This is a genomic window from Edaphobacter sp. HDX4, assembly GCF_036877565.1.
Lineage (GTDB): Bacteria > Acidobacteriota > Terriglobia > Terriglobales > Acidobacteriaceae > Edaphobacter.
In genome coordinates this window covers 163,579-184,793 of sequence record NZ_JAEDXW010000006.1, presented here as the reverse complement: position 1 = coordinate 184,793, position 21,215 = coordinate 163,579, and the positions used below count along the sequence as shown (strand labels likewise).

Annotated in this window: 17 protein-coding genes; 8 read left to right on the top strand and 9 right to left on the bottom strand. The window is 60.2% G+C overall.

Annotated elements, in window-relative coordinates; all coding sequences use genetic code 11:
* The first annotated feature begins 103 nt into the window (after positions 1–103).
* Genes miaB through JAO29_RS08475 form a run of 3 tightly spaced genes read left to right on the top strand, consistent with a single transcriptional unit; the run spans position 104 to position 3,179 of the window.
* Entirely contained in the window at positions 104–1,477 is a 1,374-nt protein-coding gene (gene miaB, locus JAO29_RS08485) for a tRNA (N6-isopentenyl adenosine(37)-C2)-methylthiotransferase MiaB (protein ID WP_334267770.1), read from the top strand.
* Position 1,478: 1 nt separating this feature from the next.
* Entirely contained in the window at positions 1,479–2,003 is a 525-nt protein-coding gene (locus JAO29_RS08480) for a bifunctional nuclease family protein (RefSeq protein WP_334267769.1), read from the top strand.
* 33 nt (positions 2,004–2,036) lie between these two features.
* Positions 2,037–3,179 (top strand): glycosyltransferase family 9 protein, encoded by a 1,143-nt coding sequence (locus tag JAO29_RS08475; protein ID WP_334267768.1) that lies wholly within the window; start codon positions 2,037–2,039, stop codon positions 3,177–3,179.
* On the opposite strand, the gene aroA is transcribed toward JAO29_RS08475, so the two are convergent.
* The 5 genes from aroA to JAO29_RS08450 form a co-directional block, all read right to left on the bottom strand.
* Positions 3,148–4,464: a 3-phosphoshikimate 1-carboxyvinyltransferase gene (gene aroA / locus JAO29_RS08470; protein WP_334267767.1), complete on the bottom strand. Its 1,317-nt coding sequence runs from the start codon at positions 4,462–4,464 to the stop codon at positions 3,148–3,150. The genes JAO29_RS08475 and aroA overlap by 32 nt on opposite strands.
* Before the next feature lie 67 nt (positions 4,465–4,531).
* Complete coding sequence (locus tag JAO29_RS08465; protein ID WP_334267766.1) at positions 4,532–6,409, bottom strand: SpoIIE family protein phosphatase; 1,878 nt, start codon at positions 6,407–6,409, stop codon at positions 4,532–4,534.
* An 84-nt stretch (positions 6,410–6,493) separates the two neighbouring features.
* Positions 6,494–7,273 carry a deoxyribose-phosphate aldolase gene (deoC, locus tag JAO29_RS08460; protein ID WP_334267765.1) on the bottom strand — a complete coding sequence of 260 codons (780 nt, stop codon included), beginning with the start codon at positions 7,271–7,273 and terminating at the stop codon, positions 6,494–6,496.
* A 286-nt stretch (positions 7,274–7,559) separates the two neighbouring features.
* Positions 7,560–9,050: a UdgX family uracil-DNA binding protein gene (locus JAO29_RS08455; protein WP_334267764.1), complete on the bottom strand. Its 1,491-nt coding sequence runs from the start codon at positions 9,048–9,050 to the stop codon at positions 7,560–7,562.
* Complete coding sequence (locus JAO29_RS08450) at positions 9,047–10,294, bottom strand: putative DNA modification/repair radical SAM protein (protein ID WP_334267763.1); 1,248 nt, start codon at positions 10,292–10,294, stop codon at positions 9,047–9,049. Before JAO29_RS08450 ends, JAO29_RS08455 begins: the two co-directional genes overlap by 4 nt.
* A gap of 122 nt (positions 10,295–10,416) precedes the next feature.
* On the opposite strand from JAO29_RS08450, the gene JAO29_RS08445 reads away from it, so the two are divergent.
* Positions 10,417–11,472, top strand: a complete 1,056-nt coding sequence (locus JAO29_RS08445; protein WP_334267762.1) for an LLM class flavin-dependent oxidoreductase — start codon at positions 10,417–10,419, stop codon at positions 11,470–11,472.
* A 148-nt stretch (positions 11,473–11,620) separates the two neighbouring features.
* Here the strand turns inward: JAO29_RS08445 and JAO29_RS08440 are convergent, their stop codons facing one another.
* Positions 11,621–12,928 (bottom strand): NCS2 family permease, encoded by a 1,308-nt coding sequence (locus tag JAO29_RS08440; protein WP_334267761.1) that lies wholly within the window; start codon positions 12,926–12,928, stop codon positions 11,621–11,623.
* Between the two features lie 113 nt (positions 12,929–13,041).
* Here JAO29_RS08440 and JAO29_RS08435 point away from each other — a divergent pair, with 113 nt between their 5' ends.
* A complete protein-coding gene (locus tag JAO29_RS08435) occupies positions 13,042–13,878 on the top strand; it encodes a sulfite exporter TauE/SafE family protein (protein ID WP_334267760.1) in 837 nt (278 codons plus the stop codon).
* Positions 13,853–14,269: a DUF1634 domain-containing protein gene (locus tag JAO29_RS08430; protein ID WP_334267759.1), complete on the top strand. Its 417-nt coding sequence runs from the start codon at positions 13,853–13,855 to the stop codon at positions 14,267–14,269. Before JAO29_RS08435 ends, JAO29_RS08430 begins: the two co-directional genes overlap by 26 nt.
* Positions 14,270–14,326: 57 nt before the next feature.
* On the opposite strand, the gene pgm is transcribed toward JAO29_RS08430, so the two are convergent.
* Positions 14,327–15,973, bottom strand: coding sequence for a phosphoglucomutase (alpha-D-glucose-1,6-bisphosphate-dependent) (gene pgm, locus JAO29_RS08425; RefSeq protein ID WP_334267758.1), 1,647 nt, complete (start codon positions 15,971–15,973; stop codon positions 14,327–14,329).
* A gap of 355 nt (positions 15,974–16,328) precedes the next feature.
* On the opposite strand from pgm, the gene JAO29_RS08420 reads away from it, so the two are divergent.
* Together JAO29_RS08420 and JAO29_RS08415 are read left to right on the top strand one after the other, a co-directional pair.
* Positions 16,329–18,266, top strand: a complete 1,938-nt coding sequence (locus JAO29_RS08420) for a DNRLRE domain-containing protein (protein WP_334267757.1) — start codon at positions 16,329–16,331, stop codon at positions 18,264–18,266.
* 111 nt (positions 18,267–18,377) lie between these two features.
* On the top strand, positions 18,378–20,315 hold the full coding sequence (locus tag JAO29_RS08415; RefSeq protein ID WP_334267756.1) for a glycoside hydrolase family 88 protein: 1,938 nt from the start codon (positions 18,378–18,380) through the stop codon (positions 20,313–20,315).
* Between the two features lies 1 nt (position 20,316).
* Here JAO29_RS08415 and JAO29_RS08410 read toward each other — a convergent pair whose 3' ends face one another.
* Together JAO29_RS08410 and JAO29_RS08405 are read right to left on the bottom strand one after the other, a co-directional pair.
* Positions 20,317–20,661, bottom strand: a complete 345-nt coding sequence (locus tag JAO29_RS08410; RefSeq protein WP_334267755.1) for an Hpt domain-containing protein — start codon at positions 20,659–20,661, stop codon at positions 20,317–20,319.
* Between the two features lie 95 nt (positions 20,662–20,756).
* Positions 20,757–21,173 carry a response regulator gene (locus JAO29_RS08405; protein WP_334267754.1) on the bottom strand — a complete coding sequence of 139 codons (417 nt, stop codon included), beginning with the start codon at positions 21,171–21,173 and terminating at the stop codon, positions 20,757–20,759.
* Positions 21,174–21,215: the final 42 nt, after the last annotated feature.

Here is a 21,215-nt window from a genome sequence, read left to right as displayed (position 1 = left end):
CTTCACAGGTGAGCGGGTCTGATACGGACTGAGCCTTCATAGCAGATTGGGAAGCGTGATTCGGTCTCCTTATCCGCTCCTCTCCCAGCGATATACTGGTAACGTGAGTAAGACCTTTTACATCGAAACCTTTGGCTGCCAGATGAACGCCCATGACTCTGAAAAGGTCATCGGCACTTTGGAACACGAAGGTTATACCCAGGTGTCGGACGAGACTGAGGCAGGCCTGATCCTCTACAATACCTGTTCCATCCGCGACAAGGCAGAGCAGAAGGTCTTCCACCGCCTGAACGAGTACAAACGCATGCAGGGCGAGGGAAAGAAGTTCGCCGTCATAGGCTGCGTGGCCCAGCAGGAGGGAGAGCGCATCTTCGATCGCGCGCCCTATGTCTCGATCGTCGCAGGCTCCGCTTCCTATCGCAATTTGCCGACCATGCTGGCGCGTCTGGAGGCAGGGGAGAGCCGCATCACCGGACTTGACGACCGCCAGACCGACCAGACCTTCGACACCGAGTTCACCGTTCGCTCCAATCCCCATCGGGGATATATCACCATCATCGAAGGGTGCGACAAGTTCTGCGCCTACTGCGTTGTTCCCTATACGCGCGGCAAGGAGCGTTCCCGCACCTCGGCTTCCGTACTGGTTGAGGCTGGCCGTATGGTCGAGCAGGGTTACACCGACATCCAACTGCTCGGTCAGAATGTGAACTCCTGGCGCGACCCCTCGGGCAAGCTTTCTTTCGCCGAGTTGCTCTCCGCCGTCGGCACCATACCGGGAATCAAGCGTGTCCGCTTTACCACCTCGCATCCTCGTGACTTCACGCGGGATATCGTCGAGGCAATCGACTCAACTCCGGCGCTTTGCGATCACGTCCATCTACCGGTTCAATCCGGGTCCTCCTCCGTGCTCCGCGCAATGTCGCGGGAATACACCCGGGACTGGTATCTCGAGCGGATGAGCTGGATACACGCGGCCAGCCGTGACATCTCGATTACCAGCGACATGATCGTGGGCTTCCCCGGCGAGACGGACGCTGACTTCGAGGAGACGATCACGCTGCTTGGTGCCGTCCGCTACGACGCTGTCTTCGCTTTCAAATTCTCTCCGCGGCCCAACACCCCGGCCGTCCACATCGCCGACAGTATCCCGGATGAGGTCAAGACGGAGCGTCTGCGCATCCTCAATGATCGCCAGCGTGAGATTCAGCGCGAGCACTACGCCCGTCATCTGGGCCAGACGGTCGAAGTAATGGTCGAAAGCTTCAACCCGGCGCGCGGGCAGGCGGTAGGTCGTTCCACCCAGAACAAGACCGTCAACTTCACCCTTGCGGACAGCATGCCGATGCCCACGATCGGGAGCTATCTCCCCATCCGCATCACTCGCACGATGCCCAACTGCCTTATTGGAGAGGCTGTTGCGGGTTCTGTGTCCTTCCAGGCTACCCGGCAGCCCCAACCCTTCGTCGTACTGAACTGATATGAGCTCTGTGGACACACAACCCGTTACCCATGCCCCTGAGGAAGTCGAGATGCAGATTCGCGGGCTCATGATGGATCCCGTCACCAATATGCCGATCATTGTCCTCAAGGACATTGCCAGCGACATGGTGCTCCCGATCTGGGTTGGGATCTTCGAGGCTAACGCCATCGCACTGGAGCTGGAAAAGACCGCAACACCGCGGCCCATGACCCACGACCTGATGCGGAACATGGCCCGCAATCTGAACGCCGAGGTGCGCAAAGTCGTCGTCTCCGAGCTTCGGGATGACACCTTCTATGCTGTCATCTGGCTCGACCAGGCGGGAGAGACGGTAGCCATGGATGCGCGGCCCTCCGACGCCATCGCTCTTGCTCTTCGTTGGGATTGCCCCATCTACGTCAACCGCGATGTTTTGGAGAACTCGCGCCAGGCTGCCAGCGGTAATCAGACGATCAACGCGGATGAGATGCGCCGCTGGCTTGAAAACCTGAATGACGACGAGATGGGCCGCTACAAGATGTAGTCTGCTTCCACTAGAGCTTCGCAAGGATCCAATTTGAGTCTCGTTCGAAATCTCAAAATTGCTGCGTTCCGGGGAATCACTGCGATCGAGGGGCGGCGATCTGTTCCTTCGGCCCGCCTCCGCGAGGTCGATAACTTTATCGTCTTCCAGCACGCTACCGCGCTTGGAACGGTTATCCACTCCACCCCGCTCTTCAGTGCGCTGCGGCACGCGGTTCCATCTGCCCACATCGCCGCGGTAGCCAGTGGCTTCTCGCTCGACGCCCTCAGGAACAATCCCGCCATCGACTCGGTGATCGAGACACCAAGTCCGCTAAAAGACCTCAAGTCTTCCATCCAGTCTATACGGCGGCAGTTTCCGTTTCACAACTCCAACTTCGTAAGTCTCTTTCCCTCCGGGAACGAGCGAACGGTAGTAACGCTTCAGGCCTTGTTTGGCGGGGCCTCGACGCGCGTAGGTTTCGCGGTCGAGCCTGCTCTGTTCCAGGTTCCATTGGCCTTCGATAGGACGACAAGCCAGATCGCAAACAACCTGCGCATCGTCGAGGCGCTCGGACATACCTCAATACACTTCGAGCCGAAGATCTTCTTCACCGAGCAGGACACTGCCGTCGTCGCAGAGTTGCTTGCAGATTCAGGAGTGGATCTGTCCCGGCCAATCGTCGTCTTCGTCACCCAGACCAGCGTGACGCAACGGAAGAGCTGGCGTCCTGAGCGCTTCCACGAGGCGGCCATCTACCTCAAAGAGCGCTACGGCGCCAATATCGTCTTCGTCGGAACCGCCTCAGAGTCGGCTGCCATCGATCAGTTGCGCAGCGGGCTTCCGTTCGCAACCAGCAATGTAGCGGGAAAGACAAATCTCTCCCAGCTTACTGCTCTCATGAGCCTTGCCACGGTGGGCCTCACCCTGGACACCGGGCCGCTCCATATTGGCCGCGCAGCGGGACTTCCCATGGTGGTCATCGCCCCTGCATGGTCTCCGCCGATTGAGTGGCTTCCGGTCGACAACGAACGATATCGTATCCTCAAGAATGCGGATATGCCCTCGGCTTCGCCCGACTACATCATCGACGAAGTAAGTGTTGCCGAAGTGCTATCCGCTCTCGACGATCTTCTCTCCAGCTATGCTGCAGAGAGACTTCAGCCTAGCGCTTTGAGAGTTCTTCGAGAAACGTAAAGAACTCGGGGAAGGAGATCGCCGCGGCTTCCGCCCCGTGGATCACATTCTCGCTGCTGGCGCGCAGTGCGGCGATGGCGAAGGCCATAGCAATGCGATGATCGCTACCCGAGTCGATCTCGGCACCGTGAAGCTGCTGGTTACCGGGCACAATCATTCCGTCCTCGAGCTCCGTAACCTCCGCGCCCATCGCTTTCAGATTCTTCACGATTAGCGCGATGCGGTCGGACTCCTTGATACGCAGCTCCTTGGCGTCGCGGATCACGACTCCATCCCGAGTGTACGGAGCAATCGCTGCGAGGACTGGCAGTTCGTCGATCAGTTGTGCAGAGAGCGCTCCAGTAATCTCGGCACCCCTCAGGCCATCTGTCGAGCGATTGACCTGGATGGTTCCAATCGTCTCGCCATGATGCTCTTCGACCATCAGGACCTTGATCTTGCCTCCGAGGGTCGTGATGACATCCAGAAGTGCAGCCCGTGTCGGGTTCATGCCAAGCGAGTCGAGGACAAGGTTTGAGTCGGGAAAGAGAAGTGCGGCGCAAAGAAAGAAGGCAGCCGACGAGATATCTCCGGGCACAGTCGCTTCGACGGCCTTCAGCTTCTGGCCGCCAGCGATGCTCAGGCGGTCTCCGGTGCGCGTAAGGGTGGCGCCAAACGCCTTCAGGGCGTGTTCAGAGTGATCACGCGTCCTGACTGCTTCTGAGAGACTTGTGGTGCCCTCGGCCTGCAGACCCGCGAACAGAACGGCAGTTTTGACCTGTGCGGAAGGGATAGGAGTTTCGAAATCGATGGCCTTCAGCGGTCCACCGTGAATCGTCATCGGGGCATGGCCGTCTACCAGATCGATGCGTGCTCCCATCGCAGACAGCGGCTTGCGGATGCGCTCCATCGGTCGCATGGTCAGCGAGTGATCGCCGATCATCGTAAAGACATGCGGATGGGGCGCTACCAGGCCGGCGAGCATGCGCATCGTGCTGCCGGAGTTGCCGCAGTCGAGATCCGCAGCGGGCTGCTGAAACGAACCCGCGACGCCTGTCACCTCAATGCTTGTGCCGTCCTTCTCAACCTTCGCTCCCAACGCTTCCATGCAGCTCAAGGTCGAATGCGGATCGGCGCCCGTCGAAAAATTGGAGAGCCGGGTCGTTCCTTCGGCGAGACCCGCCAGCATGCCATAACGATGCGAGATCGACTTGTCGCCGGGAACGGTGACAGAGCCCTGGAAGCTGCGCGCTGGGCGCACAATCTGAGTAGTTGATGCGTTCGACTGATCCATTGTGGAAGACATTATTTTTATCCTACCTTGTCTCCGGCAGGCTTGGAATCGATGGGCTTAAGACGAAGGCCTGTGGAGATCAGAGCGCGCGCAATACGACGAGAGTCTCGTCATCGAAGTGTTCCGTGCCCGACTGGAAATCCGACACCGCCTTCAGAATGGCGTTCACCATCGAAGCGGCTGTAGGTTGGCGTTGCGCCTTCAGCACCTTGGCCAGACGGTCGGTGCCGAACATGTCGCCGTTCGCATTTTCGGCGTCGGGGATGCCGTCCGAAAAGAAGACTACGAGATCGCCGGTGCGTGTAGAGATTGTGAACTCTTCGTACTGGACGTCTGGGAAAAGCCCGAGCGGAAAGCCTTCCGCCTTGATCGTCTTTACATCCACCGTGGTTCGCGAGCTGCTCGACAGCAGGGAGACGAAGAGCGGTTGTACCGAGCCTGCGTTTGCGATCTGGAGCGTCTGATTCGAATCGTCCCAGATCGCAACCAGCATGGTCACGTACTGGGAGTCGAGCCTGCGTTCCTGAAGCTGATCGTTCAGCGCCGAGAGTAGGGCCGCCGGAGACAGGTGCTGAGCCGCGAGCGAGCGCAGAATCCCGCTGACCAGAGCAGCGTAGAGCGCCGCAGGTGCTGCTTTGCCGCTCACGTCGCCGATGGCGATGGCGACGCGACCGTGGCCGTAATCGAGAAAGTCATAGATGTCGCCACCGATCGAGCGGGCGGCGCTGAACTGCGCGGCGAACTCGGCGCACTCCATCCTGGGAGGCTGCGGCGGCAGCAGGCGAAGCTGGACCTGGCGCGCCATCTCGAGGTCGCGCTCCATCCGCTGCTCCTCCTCGTGGATGCGCTGATAGAGTCGCGCGTTCGCGATGGAGATAGCCACCTGCGCGGCGAGCGTGGAAAGGGTGCGCTGGTGATCGTCGTTGTAGTAATTGACGCGCGTGTGTTCCAGATCGATGACGCCGATGACCTGGCCCTTGTAGATCAGCGGGACGGCCAGCTCGGAACGCGTCTCTGGATTGACGGCCACGTAGCGCGGATCTTTGCGGACGTCGGGAGAAAGAATCGACTCCCGGGCCTGGGCGGCAGATCCGATGATTCCTTCTCCGATGGCAACGGTGCGCTCCCGCTTGACCCGTTCGCCGTAGCGGGACGACAAGCGATGCTCAAACTGCTGCGTGCGCTCGTTCCAGAGGAGGATCGTGAACATCTGGTAATCGATGACGCGCTTCAGCAGTTGGCCGATCCGCTCGAGAAGATCGTCGAGATCGAGGATGCTGGTGATCTCGCGCGAGATCTCGTTCAGCACCGCAAGAGTCTGTGCCTGGCGCGAGACGCGTGTATAGAGCCGCGCATTTTCGACGGCGATGGCGACGCGCGACGCGACCAGTTCAAGCAGCCGCTGGTGTTCCGCGGTGAAGTAGGCCGGAATCTCGGATTCGATGTCGAAGACGCCGATCACGCGATTTTTCACGATCAGCGGGACGGCCAGCTCAGAGCGAACCTCCGGGTTCGCATTGATGTAGTGTTCCTCTTTCGTGACGTCGTCGATCCGCAGGGTTCTCCGCTGCAGGGCTGCCTGGCCTACGATGCCGCGGCCCATCTTGAGGCGTGTGCGCTCGATCTCGGGCGTGTGGCCGATCTGGAAGCGCATCCAGAGCTCCTGGGTTCGATCGTTGATCAGCAGGATCGCGAAGATCTTGTAGTCGATCACGGCGCGGACGAGATCGCCGACCCGATGCATCAGCGTGTTGAGATCGAGGGTGGTGTTGAGAGCGTCGGCCAGCGAATGGAGGAATTCGACCTGATGCACCGGGTCAACCCGGATATTCGAGGTCTGCGGAGCTTCGTCCGTCCGCGGCCGGTAGTCGCCCTCGAAGCTGCTGTCGAGTGCGACCTCATCGGGGGGCGCGGCGGAGGGTGAGGTTCCGCGTCGTTGTTTGTTGGCCGTAGACATGGGAAGAGCCGATGATACTACTGACGAGGCACTCGGGAGAGCAGTTTTCTCGCCCGGTGTGCCTTCCTTCTACTGGTTATTTCTTCAGTAACTGCCAGTCGAAGCAGGCGCGGCGCTTGCATCGCGACCGGCGAGTTCATTGACGATTTTAACGCTCGCACTGGCCCCGATCCGAGAGGCACCGGCGTACAGCATTGCGGAAGCATCTGCGAGCGAGCGGATTCCGCCCGAGGCTTTGACGCCAGCGCGGGAGCCTGCGACACCTCGCAGAAGGCTGATGTCGTCGACGGTGGCTCCTCCGGTCGAGAAGCCGGTGGAGGTCTTGAGGAAGTCGGCTCCAGCGGACAGAGCGAGCTCGGAGGCGCGAAGCTTCTCCTCGAAGTTGAGCAGGCAGGTCTCGAGGATCACCTTCACGATGGCTCCCCCTCCGTGGGCCAGTTCGACCACCCCGCGAATGTCCTGCTTGACTGCTTCGTAGTCGGCCGGAGTTGCGCTCTTGAGCAGACCGATGTTGAGGACCATGTCGATGTCGTGCGCACCCTGCTTGAGCACGCGGGCAGTCTGGTCGCGCTTGGAGGCGGGAAGCGTCGCGCCGAGGGGAAATCCGATGACGACGCCGACGGGGACGCCTGTTCCCTGGAGGGCGGCGGCGGCGGTTTGAACCCAGATGGGATTAACCATGGCGCAGGCGAAGCGGTGCTCGGCTGCCTCGTGGCAGAGCTGAAGGACCTGAGAACGGCTGGCGTCCGGCTTCAGGAGAGTGTGGTCGAGAAGACCGGCGAGATTCTGAGGAGAGGAGAGGGCCTGGGCTGCGAAAGCGTTGCGATCAAAGATTTCTGTGTCCGTGTGCGACAGGCTGCTCATGATTCTCCTTACCGTCCGTTCTAACGGCGCGGTCTGTTTCTATCACACGAGCCGAAAGGCTGGCTTGGTGGACCCTACCCCACCCGTGCATATATTGCGCAAATTCCTGAATACAAACCACTTATCTTTGGACCAAAAATGTAAATTCTTGAAACCAAAGGAATTACTTCTAAAGTATTGAAAACATTGCACTTGACTTCGTCTGGAAATCCAAAGAAATAAAGGCTCCCACCTACAAGTATACCAGCCGTACAAAGCTATTCGGCACTGACTATCTCTTTTGGAATCATGCGGTTGTGGGGTAAACGGGGTTGACAGGTGGAGGCGGAGGGCAGCGGCTGCGGGACCATGCCATAGCGAGGTCTTCTTTCATGAGCTGATACAGATCTTTTGCCTTCGCTTTGTCCGCGGTTCGGAGAATGGCCGAGGGATGGATGGTGGCGATGGTCTGATCGGCATAGCGTGTGGGAACGAAGCGGCCGTGGTCGCGCATAAGGGCGAAGGTGCCTCCCAGAAGAGTTTTGGCGGCGGTCGCCCCCATGCAGAGGATGACCTGGGGTTTGATTGCATGGATCTCCGCCTCAAGCCAAGGGCGGCAGGCGTTCACCTCGGACTGGGCAGGATTTTTATGGATTCGGAGCTTCCCGCGCTGAACGAACTTGAAGTGCTTGACGGCGTTGGTCATGTAGAGCTCTTCGCCGACGATACCGACCTCGTGGAAGGCCTGGCGAAGCAGCTCTCCCGCGGGGCCGACGAACGGGGCACCCAGTTGGTCTTCCTTGTCTCCGGGCTGCTCTCCCACAAGCATGAGCGTGGCAGAGGAGGGTCCGCGACCGCAGACGACCTGCGTCGCGTGACGGAAGAGGTCACAGCCCTGACAAGCGGGGAGCGCCTGATGAAGGACTGGGAGGGTTGGGATCTCCGGGATAAAGGGCTGGGCGCTGGGTGTGGCCTTCTGGCTCGCCATCATGGAGCCGACGCGGTTTTCGGCCCGGTTGATAAGGCCGGGAAGAACGTTGACCTCAGGCAGCGTGCTCCAGTATTTGACCGGCATGTGGGAGCGCATCGCCGATGGGTTGAGGCGCGCGGGATTGAAGATGTTGGAATAGTAGGTCCGCCAGAAGGCTTCGAGCTCATCTTCCGCTGGAGCCTGGCTGCGGTCAGCGCCTGGTCCGAAGCTGGCGGTACGGGATGCGGGATCCCACGAGACGGAGTTGTCGGGAGTGAGGATGCTCCAGCGCATCACGGAAAAGCGCTCGATGAAGAATGGCGCCGCCAGGGCAAGGATGCGATGCGCAGGTTTGTGCCAGGCGATGAAGTGCTCGCCTTGCTGATCTTCGATCCTGCGGAAGCGCACGAAGGCATGCATCTTGTGGAGATCGTGCCTGACCTGATGGACGATGGAACGAAGTTGTGCGACATCGGGATCGATGGAGATGTGAAGAAGATTCTTATCCGACTGCAGACGCCAGAGGACGCGATAGAGCAGGTTCCAGCGATGGGGTGAGCGGTGATGGGCAGCGACCGCTGCGTCGTCGAGAAAAGACCGGGGCACATGGGGTGGTGTCGTGGAGCTCGACGTGCCGGATGCTGGAGCGCGGTTGTGGGAGAGATGCAGGGAGCACGAAAGAGCAGAGCGTGCATCCTGAAACTCCACTGCATCGGGCGGCGTGGCGCACGCAAGCTGCTCACGGGCGAGATTTCGCCAAAGATCGAAGCCCGAGTCCTCAGGAGCCTGAGGATCGATTACGAGCGAGGTAAGGCAGGGCGCCATCATAGCTGTCCGTCCAGCGTGGAGTGGATGGTGGGAAGGTCGAGGCCGAGATCGAGAGACAGCTGCTGTGCGGGTGGTGGTTGAAGTGGTGGTGTGGCCCGGGGCACAGAGTCGGCGGTGATGACCCAGGGAGAGACGCTGTGCACGCTGACACGCAGCCGCCGCAGATCGTCGAGGGTCAGGCGGTGGTAGCGGCGGATATCGAGGATGCGATCGACGTTGCGGTAGCCAATTCCGGGGACGCGAAGAAGCGTCTCACGCGGTGCGGCGTTTACATCGATGGGGAAGGCTTCAGGATGACGGCGGGCCCACTGGGTCTTGGGATCGACGCTGAGGTCGAGGTGCGGGTCGGCGGGCGTGGTGATCTCAGCGGCCTTGAAGCCGTAGTGCCGTAGAAGCCAGTCTGCCTGATACAGGCGGTGTTCCCGAACCATGGGCGTCGCGGCCAGAGGAAGGCGGCGGTCAGCCTTTGGGTAGGGGCTGAAGCCGGTGTAGTAGATTCGCCGCAGGTGAAAGCTGGAATAGAGTGCGTCCGCGCGCTGAATGATCTCGTGGTCGGTCGTGTCGGTCGCACCGACGACCATCTGGGTGGACTGCCCGGCTGGGGCGAACTTGGGGGTGGAGCGGATGCGCCTGCGATCTTCGTCCATCTCGGTCTTCCGGGAGTGGATCTGGTTCATGGTGGTTTCGATGACGGCAGACTTTTTCTCGGGGGCCAGTTGAACGAGGTCCTGCTGGGTGGGCAGCTCGATGTTGGCGGAGAGACGGTCGGCATAGAGGCCAGCGGTCTCGATCAGCGAGGCCGAGCAGCCCGGGATGGCTTTGAGATGGATGTAGCCGCCGAAGTGGTGCGTCTCACGCAGCGAGCGCGCAACCTGGACGAGCTGCTCCATGGTGTAGTCGGGTGATTGGATGATCCCGGAGGAGAGAAAGAGTCCCTCGATGTAGTTGCGCTTGTAGAAGTCGAGAGTGAGGTTGACGATCTCGTCCACGCTGAAGCGGGCTCGAGGAATGTCTGATGAGGCGCGGTTGACGCAGAAGACGCAGTCGTAGGTACAGAAGTTGGTGAGAAGGATTTTGAGTAGGGAGACGCAGCGGCCGTCAGGCGTGTAGGAGTGGCAGATTCCCGTGCCATCGGTGTGGCCAACCCCTTTTCCGTTGCCAGCGCGTCTGACTCCCGAGGAGGCGCAGGAGGCGTCGTACTTTGCCGCATCGGCGAGGATTTCGAGTTTTTGCTGCGTGTTCAACGTCGCACTCGCTCCAGAGACAGTATAGCGAATAAAAAGCGAATATTGTTCTCTGACTCTGGGTTTGTCTCCTGTGGATTTGCCGTGACTCCTATCATCGTGCTGCAACATCAGATAGCTATATGGCGAAAGATAGAGAACTGAGGCTCTCGGTGCTGGACCAGTCGCCGGTGGCGGAGGGAACGGCTCCGGCACAGGCGTTACAGAACTCGATCGGGCTGGCGCGGTGGGTGGATAAGCTGGGTTACACGCGCTTCTGGATGTCGGAGCATCATGCGATGGATCTGCTGGCGTGTACGGCTCCGGAGATCATGCTGGCGCGGATTGGCGCGGAGACGCACCGTATCCGGATCGGGTCGGGCGGGATCATGCTGCCGCACTACACGCCGCTGAAGGTGGCCGAGGTCTTCAGGACGCTCTACGGGCTGTATCCGGAGAGGGTGGACTTGGGATTGGGCAGGGCTCCGGGTGGAGGTCCGATGGAGTCGCTGGCGCTTCGGCGCAGCCGCAAGGTAGCGATGGAGGACGACTTCCCGGACCAGGTGACGGAGCTGCTGGCGTTTCTCGAGGACGGCTTTCCGACGGGACATCCTTTTCTGAAGGTTAAGGCCATGCCTGCGCCGGTGCCGGAGGAGAGGTACGCCGGTCCCGCGGTGTGGATGCTGGGCTCGAGCATGTGGAGCTCGGCGGCGGCGGTGGAGTTCGAGCTGCCGTACTCGTTCGCGCACTTCTTTTCGCCGGTGAAGACGAGGGATGCGATTGAAGCCTACCTGAGACACTTCAGGCCGGGCCTGCGCCGTCAGAAGCCTGAGGCGACGGTGGCAGTGGGTGTGATCTGCGCGGACAGCCAGGAGGAGGCGGAGTTTCTTTCGGCGAGCGTGAAGCTGCTGCAGCAGAGGATCCGGATGGGAGAACGGAAGCCGGTGGCGACGCCGGAGGATGCGATACGAGAGCTGAGGATGAGGGGCGAGCTTCCGCTGGAGGAAGGGGAGTGGCCGCGGTACTTTGTGGGGACTCCGGCAGTGGTGCGGGAGAAGCTGGAGCAGATGGCGGGAGAACTGGGGATCGATGAGGTGATCGTGAATACGATTGTGTGGGACCAGGAGAAGCGGCTGAAGAGCTACGAGCTATTGGCAGCCGAGTTTGGCCTTGATGCGGAGACTGGGCTGGCTGAGTAAGGCCCTCCAGCTGCGGTTTTCACGAAGGTGTCGTGATCAGGAGGCCCTGTATTTCCGTGAGTGTCTGTGGTGTTCCGGGCGGAATACAGGAATCCTTCTCTGCGTTCAGGATGACGAATCGGAACAGTCTCCTTGCATGAGAACAGCTTTAGCTGCGATGGAGGAAGAAGAAGCGCATGAGGAAGAGGGTGGCGAGGATATACAGCATCCAGCTTGATCGCTTTGCCCGGCCTGTCAGTACTTCGAGTGCGGCGTAGCTGGTGAGGCCGAAGCTGAGACCGTCGGCGATGGACCAGGTGAGAGGAATGGTCGTCACGGTGAGGAAGGCGGGGATCGCGATGACGGGGTCCTTCCACTCGATCTGTCCGAGGCCTGTCACCATGAGGCCGCCGACGAGAATGAGTGCGGGGGCGGTAGCGAAGCTGGGGATGGCTCCTACAAGCGGTGCGATGAAGAGTGCGACGGCAAAGAGGAGGCCGGTGACGATGGCGGTCACCCCCGTGCGGCCACCTGCGGCTACGCCTGCGGAGGACTCGATGTAGCTGGTGACAGTGCTGGTTCCGGTGAGCGAGCCGACGATGGTTGCGGTGGCATCGGCGAAGAAGATGCGGTTGAGCCGGGGAATCTGGTGGTCGGGAGTCATCAGCCCGGCGCGCTCGGAGACGGCGACCAGAGTTCCGATGTTGTCGAAGAGGTCGACGAAGAAGAAGACGAAGACGATCTCCGCCGCGCCGATGCGAAGCGCACCGCGAAGGTCGAGGCGAAACGCGGTCTCTCCCAACGCAGCCAGATGGTAGGGAACGGGTGCCCAGTGGACCTGCCCGCAGGCGAGACCAGCTGCCATGGTTCCGAGGACGCCGATGAGCATGGCCGCGCGGACGCGGAGCACCTGCAGGACGGCGATCAGGATGAGACCGAAGAGCGCGAGCGCGGTTGTGGGGGTGTGGAGATTGCCGAGCGACACGGTGGTGGCGGGGTTGGGGACGATGATGCCGGCGTTACGGAATCCGATGAAGGCGATAAACAGGCCGATTCCGCCGGCGACCGCGGCGTGAAGCTGGTGGGGGATGGCGCTGACGAGCAGCTGGCGTATGCCGGTGAAGGTGAGAATGAGGAAGATGATTCCGGAGAGGAAGACTGCTCCGAGGGCGGTCTGCCAGGGTACGTGCATCGCCTTGACGACGGTGTAGGTGAAGTAGGCGTTGAGTCCCATGCCGGGTGCGAGGGCGAGCGGATAGTTTGCGAGCGCGCCCATGAGGATGCTTCCGAAGGCTGCACAGAGGCAGGTCGCCGCAGTGACGGCCGCGATGGGCATACCGGTTTCGTGAAGGATCGCTGGATTGACAAAGATGATGTAGGCCATGGTGATGAAGGTCGTCAGGCCTGCCAGGATCTCGGTTCGCCAGTCGGTGCCTCGCGCCTGAAAGCCGAAGTACTGTTCCAGTTTTAAGCGCATTCGCCTCGGTAGCCCCGTGAATGGAATGGAATGAAAAGGGTCGCCTTCAAGGATACGTGAGAGACACGGTGTAAGCTCGAAGCAGTCGCGAAGACTGATCGAGCTGGAGACGGATGCCTGCTTACGAGTTTGCGTTAATTGTCTTTTTCATCTCTACCACTGCCGGACTTGTAGGATCTTTGACGGGGCTCGGAGGCGGCGTGATCGTGACGCCGGCTCTTACGCTGCTGTTAGGCGTGGATATTCGCTATGCGATCGGTGCGAGCCTTGTCTCCGTAATCGCCACCTCATCGGGCGCGGCCGCAGCGTATGTGCGTGACGGGCTTTCGAACATCCGCATCGGAATGTTTCTGGAGCTGGCGACGACGGTAGGGGCGATCTGCGGTGCGCTGCTCGCGAGCAAGATTCCGACGCCCGTTCTTGCAGTGATCTTCGGGCTGGTGCTGCTGCATTCCTCGTGGCAGACGATGCAGATACGCCGCGATGCGATCGCTGATCGAGAGGCCAACGCGCTGGCGACGCGGTTGAAGCTTGGGGGAATCTACGTGACCCGGGCGGAGACCGTCTCGTACTCAGCCGGGCATCCGGGGGCTGGGTTCGGACTGATGTACATAGCCGGTCTGCTCTCGGGGCTTCTGGGAATTGGCTCGGGTGCTCTGAAGGTGATTGCAATGGACCGGGTGATGGGGATCCCGTTCAAGGTGTCGACTGCTACCAGCAGCTTCATGATCGGCGTGACCGGGGTAGCCAGCGCAGCAATTTATCTGAAGCGCGGATACATTCATCCGGTGATTGCCCTCCCGGTGATGATGGGGGTTCTCTGTGGATCGATGGTCGGAGCGCGGCTGCTGCCGCGTCTGCCGGTGAAGACGTTGAGGCGGCTATTTGCCGGGATCGTCGCTGTCATTGCGGTACAGATGATCTATGAAGGCATCAAAGGAAGGCTCTAGCGTGGACATACAGGACAAACAACTTCAGCGCCTGATCAGCTTCACGCTTCGCAGCGGAGTCTTGACGGCGGTTGTGGTCGGTCTGCTCGGCGGGATCATGTTTCTTCGATTCCACAGCACAGATCCGGTTGCCTTCCACACCTTCGAAGGTGCGCACTCGACCTTTGCATCTCCCCGGGAGATCGTGAAGGAGGCGTTCCACACCCATATTGCGGGGGAAGAGAATCGTGGGCTGGCGATCGGTCAGCTCGGCATCATCTGCCTGCTGCTGACGCCAATTATTCGAGTGGCGCTTTCGATCGTGGGCTTCGCCATGGAGCGGGACCGCGTTTATGTCGTGATCACCGCTGCTGTGCTGGCGACGCTGACATGCAGCATGCTTCTGCATTGAGCCAAGGCTGCTTGGTGAGCAGTGGAGTGGGCTGCCATGTAGGCAGCCCCTTCAGGCTTATGCGATCGCGGCGTTTACGAGGGCCTCTGCTTCCGCCTGAATCTGTTTCAGGTGATCGGCTCCTTTGAAGCTCTCGGCGTAGATCTTGTAGACGTCTTCTGTTCCGGAGGGGCGGGCGGCGAACCAGCCGTTCTCGGTTGCCACCTTCAGACCGCCGATCGGAGCGTGATTTCCGGGAGCCTCGGTCAGGATCGCAGTGATTGGTTCTCCTGCAAGCTCCTTCGCTGTGACCTGTGAGGGTGAGAGCTTCGCGAGCTTGGCTTTCTGCTCTTTGGTGGCAGCAGCGTCGATGCGCTGGTAGATCGGATCGCCGTACTTCGCGGTCAATTCGCCATACAGTTCGCCGGGATCGCGGCCGGTACGCGCGGTCATCTCGGCAGAGAGCAAGCCGGGGATGAGGCCATCTTTATCGGTGGTCCAGACCTGGCCGTTGCGACGAAGGAAGGTTGCTCCTGCCGACTCTTCGCCGACAAATCCGAGAGAGCCGTCCATGAGACCGTCGACGAACCATTTGAATCCCACGGGAACTTCGAGCATGGGCCGGTTCAACCCGCCGGCGACGCGGTCGATGATGCTGGACGACACGAGGGTCTTGCCGATTGCGGTCTTCTCGTTCCACTCCGGCCGATTGGTGAAGAGGTACTGGATCATGACGGCGAGATAGTGGTTGGGATTGAGCAGGCCGGAAGAACGCGTCACGATGCCGTGGCGGTCATGATCGGTATCACAGGCCCAGGCGACGTCGTATTTGTCCTTGTTCGCGATCATGCTGGCCATCGCGTAGGGGCTGGAGCAGTCCATGCGAATGCGACCGTCCCAGTCCAGCGTCATGAACCGGAAGGTGGGATCGACGTTTGTGCTGAGGATCTCCAGAGGGAGGTGATACTTCTCTGCTATGCGAGGCCAGTAGTGGACGCCGGCTCCTCCGAGTGGGTCAACGGCGAGCTTGAGCGCGGTCAGCCGCAGAACATCGAAGTCGATGACATTGGCCAGATCGTCGACATAAGCGGTGATGTAGTCGTGGCGGTAGGTCCGGTCGGCGGCGAGGGCACGAGCGTAAGAGATGCGCTTTACCTCTCTCAGGCCATTGGCGATGATCTCGTTAGCCCGGTTCTCAATCCATTTGGTGGCAGAGGTATCCGCCGGACCACCGTTGGGAGGGTTGTATTTGAAGCCGCCATCCTCCGGCGGATTGTGTGACGGTGTAATGACGATTCCATCAGCGCGATGCAGCTTGAGGTTCACATTGCGCGTGAGGATGGCGTGCGAGAGCACGGGCGTCGGGGTATAGCCGAGATGTTCATCGACCATGACTTCAACGTTGTTGGCCGCCAGCACTTCAAGAGCTGTGGTGAAGGCCGGCTCAGAGAGAGCATGAGTATCGCGCGCAAGGAAGAGTGGCCCAAGGGTGTGCTGACCGGTCCGGTATTCGACGATGGCCTGCGTGATTGCGGCGATATGGTCGTCGTTGAAGCTGGCCTTGAAGGACGATCCCCGATGTCCGGACGTACCGAACGAGACCCGCTGAGCCGGAACCCCGGCATCGGGATGAAGAGCGTAGTAAGCGGTGATCAGTCGCGGGATGTCGACGAGCGAGTCGAGCGAAGGAAGGTGGCCAGGCTGATTGGTCTCGTTTGGACTCATGGGCTGAGGATATCCTTTTACGTGCGTTTTGACCTTGCAACTCTATGAGATGCAGGTTGGGCGAAGGGAAAATGGCCGAGGCGGGGAACCTTAGCGCGAACTTCTGAATGCTACGGAAGTTGTAGCCGGAACGGTTGTATCACGCTCCGTGTTGCCATAAAACGGAAGGTACTCCCGGTCTCTGTTCACGAAATGGAGAAGAGCATGGCCCAGCGTCATGCCGGCAACGTGCATTGTAGAGCTGTAGAACGTTGCGCAGGATGAGTCACGTCTTCCGTTTGGCGGGCCAGCCGGCGGAAGACGCTGACACCGTTACCTTGGCAAGGGGGCATAGCGTTTGAAGTTCCCTCGATGCGTGGGATTGGCGCTGGTTCTGCTGGTTGCCGCGATTCGGGCCTCGGCCACCGAGGCGACACTCATTGCAGATACCCACGTAAATGCTGCACGACCATCTGCCAACAGCGGGACCATCTCAAACCTGAATGTCGGGGCGGGCTATACCTCCTTGCTGCAGTTCGATCTCGGCGTTCTGCCGTCGGGCACGACCGCTGCGCAGGTATCGCGCGCGGTTCTCCGGGTGTACTGCAACCGGGTGGATACGCCGGGAACCATCCGTCTCCAAGGTGTCAATTTAGCATGGGGCGAGTACAGCGTTACCTATGCCACCCTGCCCGGTCTCGGCGCCACGTTGGGGTCGTTTTCGGTGGATAAGGAAGGCACCTATCTCTCCGTGGATGTGACGGCCTCGGTGCAGGGCTGGCTTACGAATGCCGCCAGTAATAATGGTCTCGCGCTTACTTCGACTGACGCAGCGGTGCAGTTCGACAGCAAGGAGAATGATCTGACCGGGCATGCTCCGCAACTCGATATCGTGCTGGTCTCGCAGGGCCCCCCTGCAGGACCGAAGGGCGACACGGGAGCGGCAGGTTTGCAGGGTCCGGTTGGCTCCGTTGGTCCTGCGGGACCCGTGGGACCGACAGGACCGCAGGGATTGAGGGGCGACACGGGACCCCAAGGTGCGCCCGGAGCAACAGGTCCGCAGGGACCGGCCGGGCCGCAGGGAATCCAAGGAGCTGCAGGAGCTGTGGGTCCTGCTGGACCTGCAGGACCAGTGGGACCTGCTGGAGCTGTGGGACCGGCAGGGCCGCAAGGGGCAAGAGGGGATACAGGACCACAAGGGATACCAGGACAGGCAGGAGCGGCAGGCGCCATTGGCCCGCAGGGACCGGCAGGTGCTACGGGGCCGCAGGGGCTACGGGGTCCTGCAGGTCCGGTCGGAATGACCTTCCGCGGAAGCTACCAGAACTCGTACACGTATGCTGCCGGAGATGGCGTGACCTACGATGGCGCCGCGTATGTCTCATTGATCGATGGCAATGCAGGAAATCCTCCGGATCAATCACCTTCAACCTGGAGCAAGTTTGCGGCGGGAAGTCAGGGTCCGGCTGGACCGGCCGGCCCGCAAGGTCCTGTCGGTGTGCAGGGAGTAGCCGATCCACAGGGACCTGCAGGTTCGCCTGGAGCTCAGGGTTCGACTGGGCCTCAAGGAGCACAGGGGATTCAGGGAGTTCAGGGTCCGCAGGGGCCAGCTGGAGTCAGCTTCAAAGGGGCCTGGTCCATTACTGTCGGGTACCTTCCCAACGACGCTGTGTCCTACCAGGGCAGTACCTATGTGGCTATTGCAATGAATCTGGGAGTACGGCCGGACATTACGCCATCTGCATGGAGCGTGCTGGCCCAGGGAGGCTCAGCCGGCCCGACCGGTCCTGCCGGAGTCGCAGCCACGCTGGCTGTCGGCACCGTGACGACGGGTGCGGCAGGTACAGCTGCCGGCGTTACCAATTCCGGCACGCCGACGGCGGCGGTTCTCAACTTCACGATTCCGCAGGGAGCCCCAGGCACGAACGGCAGCGGAAGCAGTGGCGGCGGAGCCGGAGAGGGCTCATTCGCCTCTACCTATCACTCCGTCTCGTTCTCGACGAATTACTACTCCGTGAACAGCGCGAACGCCAATGCCAATGAGCTTGCGACGATTTTGACCTGGGTGCCCGCAGGGTGCACGGCGACGACGTTGTCGGTGTATTCGCAGCAGGGAAACACCATCCAGGTCATTCTGCGGTCGGGCCTGCCCGGTGCGATGGCGGATACAGCCCTTGCGTGCTCTGCGTCCACGAACTCCAGTTGCACGGCTACGGGGAATGTCTCGATCGCGGCGGGAAGCTTTGTGGATCTTCGAGTCCAGGGGTCGAGTGGTCTGGCGGCCCCGGTGTGGACTGCAGTGGCCTGCAACTGAGTGCAGCGGCTATTGCGGCTGCTCTCCGGATTGAGCGCGTCGCCTGTCGAAGGAGTGAGCAGGTATGCTGGTGGTCTTACAAATTCTGTTGGTGCGGGGGGATGAATAAGGATGAGGTTTTTGGGTGCGGCGGCTCTTGGAGCCTTGGTTGCGGTACAGGCGATCTCTGGAGTCGATGCGAAGGCCGAAGGTGCGCTGAAGATTGATCAGGCCTCAGCGAAGATGGCTGAGTCGATCATGAAGGAGTGGCCGAAGGCCGCCGTCGCAACGGAGAACCGGCCCAGCAACTGGGGGTATGAAGAAGGAGTTCTGCTGGACGGTATCGCGGCACAGTGGCACACCACTGCAAATGGCGACGAGTTTCGCTACATCAAGGCGGCCGTCGATAAGTATGTGACCGATGACGGATCCATCAGAAACTACCACCCCGACGCACACAGTCTTGATGAGATCGAGTTGGGACGGTCAGTCCTTCTGGTCTATCGGGTGACGCAGCAGCCGAAGTACTACAAGGCCGCAAAGTATGTGCATGACCAGCTTGCGCTTCAGCCAAGGACGGCGAGTGGAGGCTACTGGCACAAGAAGATCTACCCGAATCAGATGTGGCTGGATGGGGCCTATATGGCCGAGCCTTTCCGCGCCGAATACGCCGTTACCTTCCAGCAGCCGGAAGAGTTCAAGGACATCACGAAGCAGCTTTTGCTGATGGATCAGCATATGCGCGATCCCAAGACGGGTCTGCTGCGGCACGGGTGGGACGAGTCAAAAGAGATGAAGTGGGCCGACCCGAAGACTGGTCTTTCTCCGGAGGCCTGGGGCCGGGCGATGGGGTGGTACGCAATGGCGCTGGTCGATGTGCTGGATTGGCTTCCGGCGGATTCGCCTGAGAGGCCGGAGCTGATCCGGGTACTGAACCAGACCGCCAAGGCAATTGTGAAGTATCAGGACAAGAAGACCGGCCTGTGGTGGCAGGTTCTGGACCAGGGAGGCCGCAAGGGAAACTTCCCTGAGGCCTCGGCAAGCAGCATGTTTGTGTATGCGCTGGCGAAGGGAGTTCGGATGGGCTACCTTCCGCAATCCGACCTGGCTCCCGCCCTGCGGGGATGGAGTGCGATTCGAACGACGTTCGTCAAGACGGGCCCGGATGGCATGACTTCGCTCGAGGGGACGGTAAAGGTCGGTGGTCTGGGAGGGTCTCCTTATCGCTCAGGAACCTTCGATTACTACGTCGGTGAGAAGACGCGGACGAACGATGCCAAGGGGATCGGAGCGTTTCTGCTTGCGGGATCGGAGATGGCGCAGGCTCCCACGGAGAAGATGGGACAGGGAAAGACGGTGATGGTGGATGCATGGTTCAACTCGCAGACGCGAAAGAATGCAGCCGGTCAGACGGAGCTGTTCCACTACAAGTGGGACGACGATGCAAACTCCGGCTTCGCCTTCTTCGGCCGTGCCTTCCAGCGCTACGGGGTAAAGCTTGCAACGCTGAAGACCGCTCCTACCATCGCAGATCTGAAGAAGGCACAGGTTTACATTCTGGTCTCGCCGGACATTCCGGCCAAGAATCCGAATCCGCACTACATGGACAAGGCCAGCGGAGACGCGATCGAAGCCTGGGTGAAGGCCGGCGGGGTTCTGATCCTGATGCAGAATGACAAGACGAATTCAGAGTTCGATCACTTCAATACGATGAGCGAGCGGTTTGGGATGCACTTCAACGCGGTTCTTCGCAATACGGTCGAGAACAATAACTGGCCGCAGGGCACGGTTATGATTCCCAAGGGAACAGGGATCTTTGAGTATCCCCACAAGGCTTACCTGAAGGAGATCTCGACGATTACGCTGTCAGCACCGGCGAAGTCAGTCCTGACGGATAAGGGCGATGTGTTGATGGCGGTCTCGAAGGTCGGCAAGGGAATCGTCTTCGCCGTGGTCGATCCCTGGATCTACAACGAGTATGTCGACCGAAGAAACAAGCTCCCGCTGGATTTCGATGGCTATGATGCCGCGATCGACCTGGCGGGCTGGGCGGTTCGCCAGTCGAAGTAGATCAGATATGCCCCTGGAGGAGCACACGAAGTCGCTCCATATAGCTGGTCAGCTGCGGGGTCGCAGACGGAACGAATGTCTTGAAGAGATGCTCGATTTCGCCTGCGATCTCACCGGCGTCCTTGTAGCCGAACATTCCGAGATTGCCGGATAGCTTGTGGGCTACGGATTGCGCTTCGACACGCGTGTCCTCATCCAGAGTGTTGGAGACGGCCTTGTGGACTGCCTGTTCGAGCAGTTCAAGACGCTCGCGCGTGGATGGAAGGTGGCGCTGCCAGAGGTCCTGCAAAAGCGCAAAGATCTCTGGGTCGGGTTGTGAGCCGGGATTCATCGATGGGCTGATCATGATTTTTCGAGCGGTCGCGGTGAGCGGGCGATCTGCAACTCAAAAACTTATACCAGTAGTGTAACGGGTCTTGAGGGAGAAAGAGGCGTAAGCCGTTACTTCGGTGCTGTGGCAGCCGTACGCGAGGTGGAGGGGACCACCAATTGCCAGTGGAGGGCCTCTCTGATCTGCTCAGCCAGAGCCAGCGGATCGAACGGCTTGAAGAGGACTGCGGCGACCCCAAGATCAGCAAACCTGCGCTTATCTACGCCTTGTACCTTGGCGGTGAGAAGGAGAACCGGGATGTGAGCGATCTCGGGAATCTGCTGCATCTGCCGGAAGGTCGTAGGGCCGTCCACGCCGGGCATCATAACGTCCATCAGGATCGCATCGGGCTGGTAACTCTTTGCTAATTCGATGCCTTGAGCGCCTGAGCTGGCCTTGGTCACCTGCCAGCCGGCGGTAGCTTCGAGGGACAGCGAAGCTACTTCGCGAATATCTTCCTCATCGTCGATAATCAGGATTCTTCGCATCAATGCTTTTATTTTCTCATGCGGCTAAAAGACGCGCAGGAG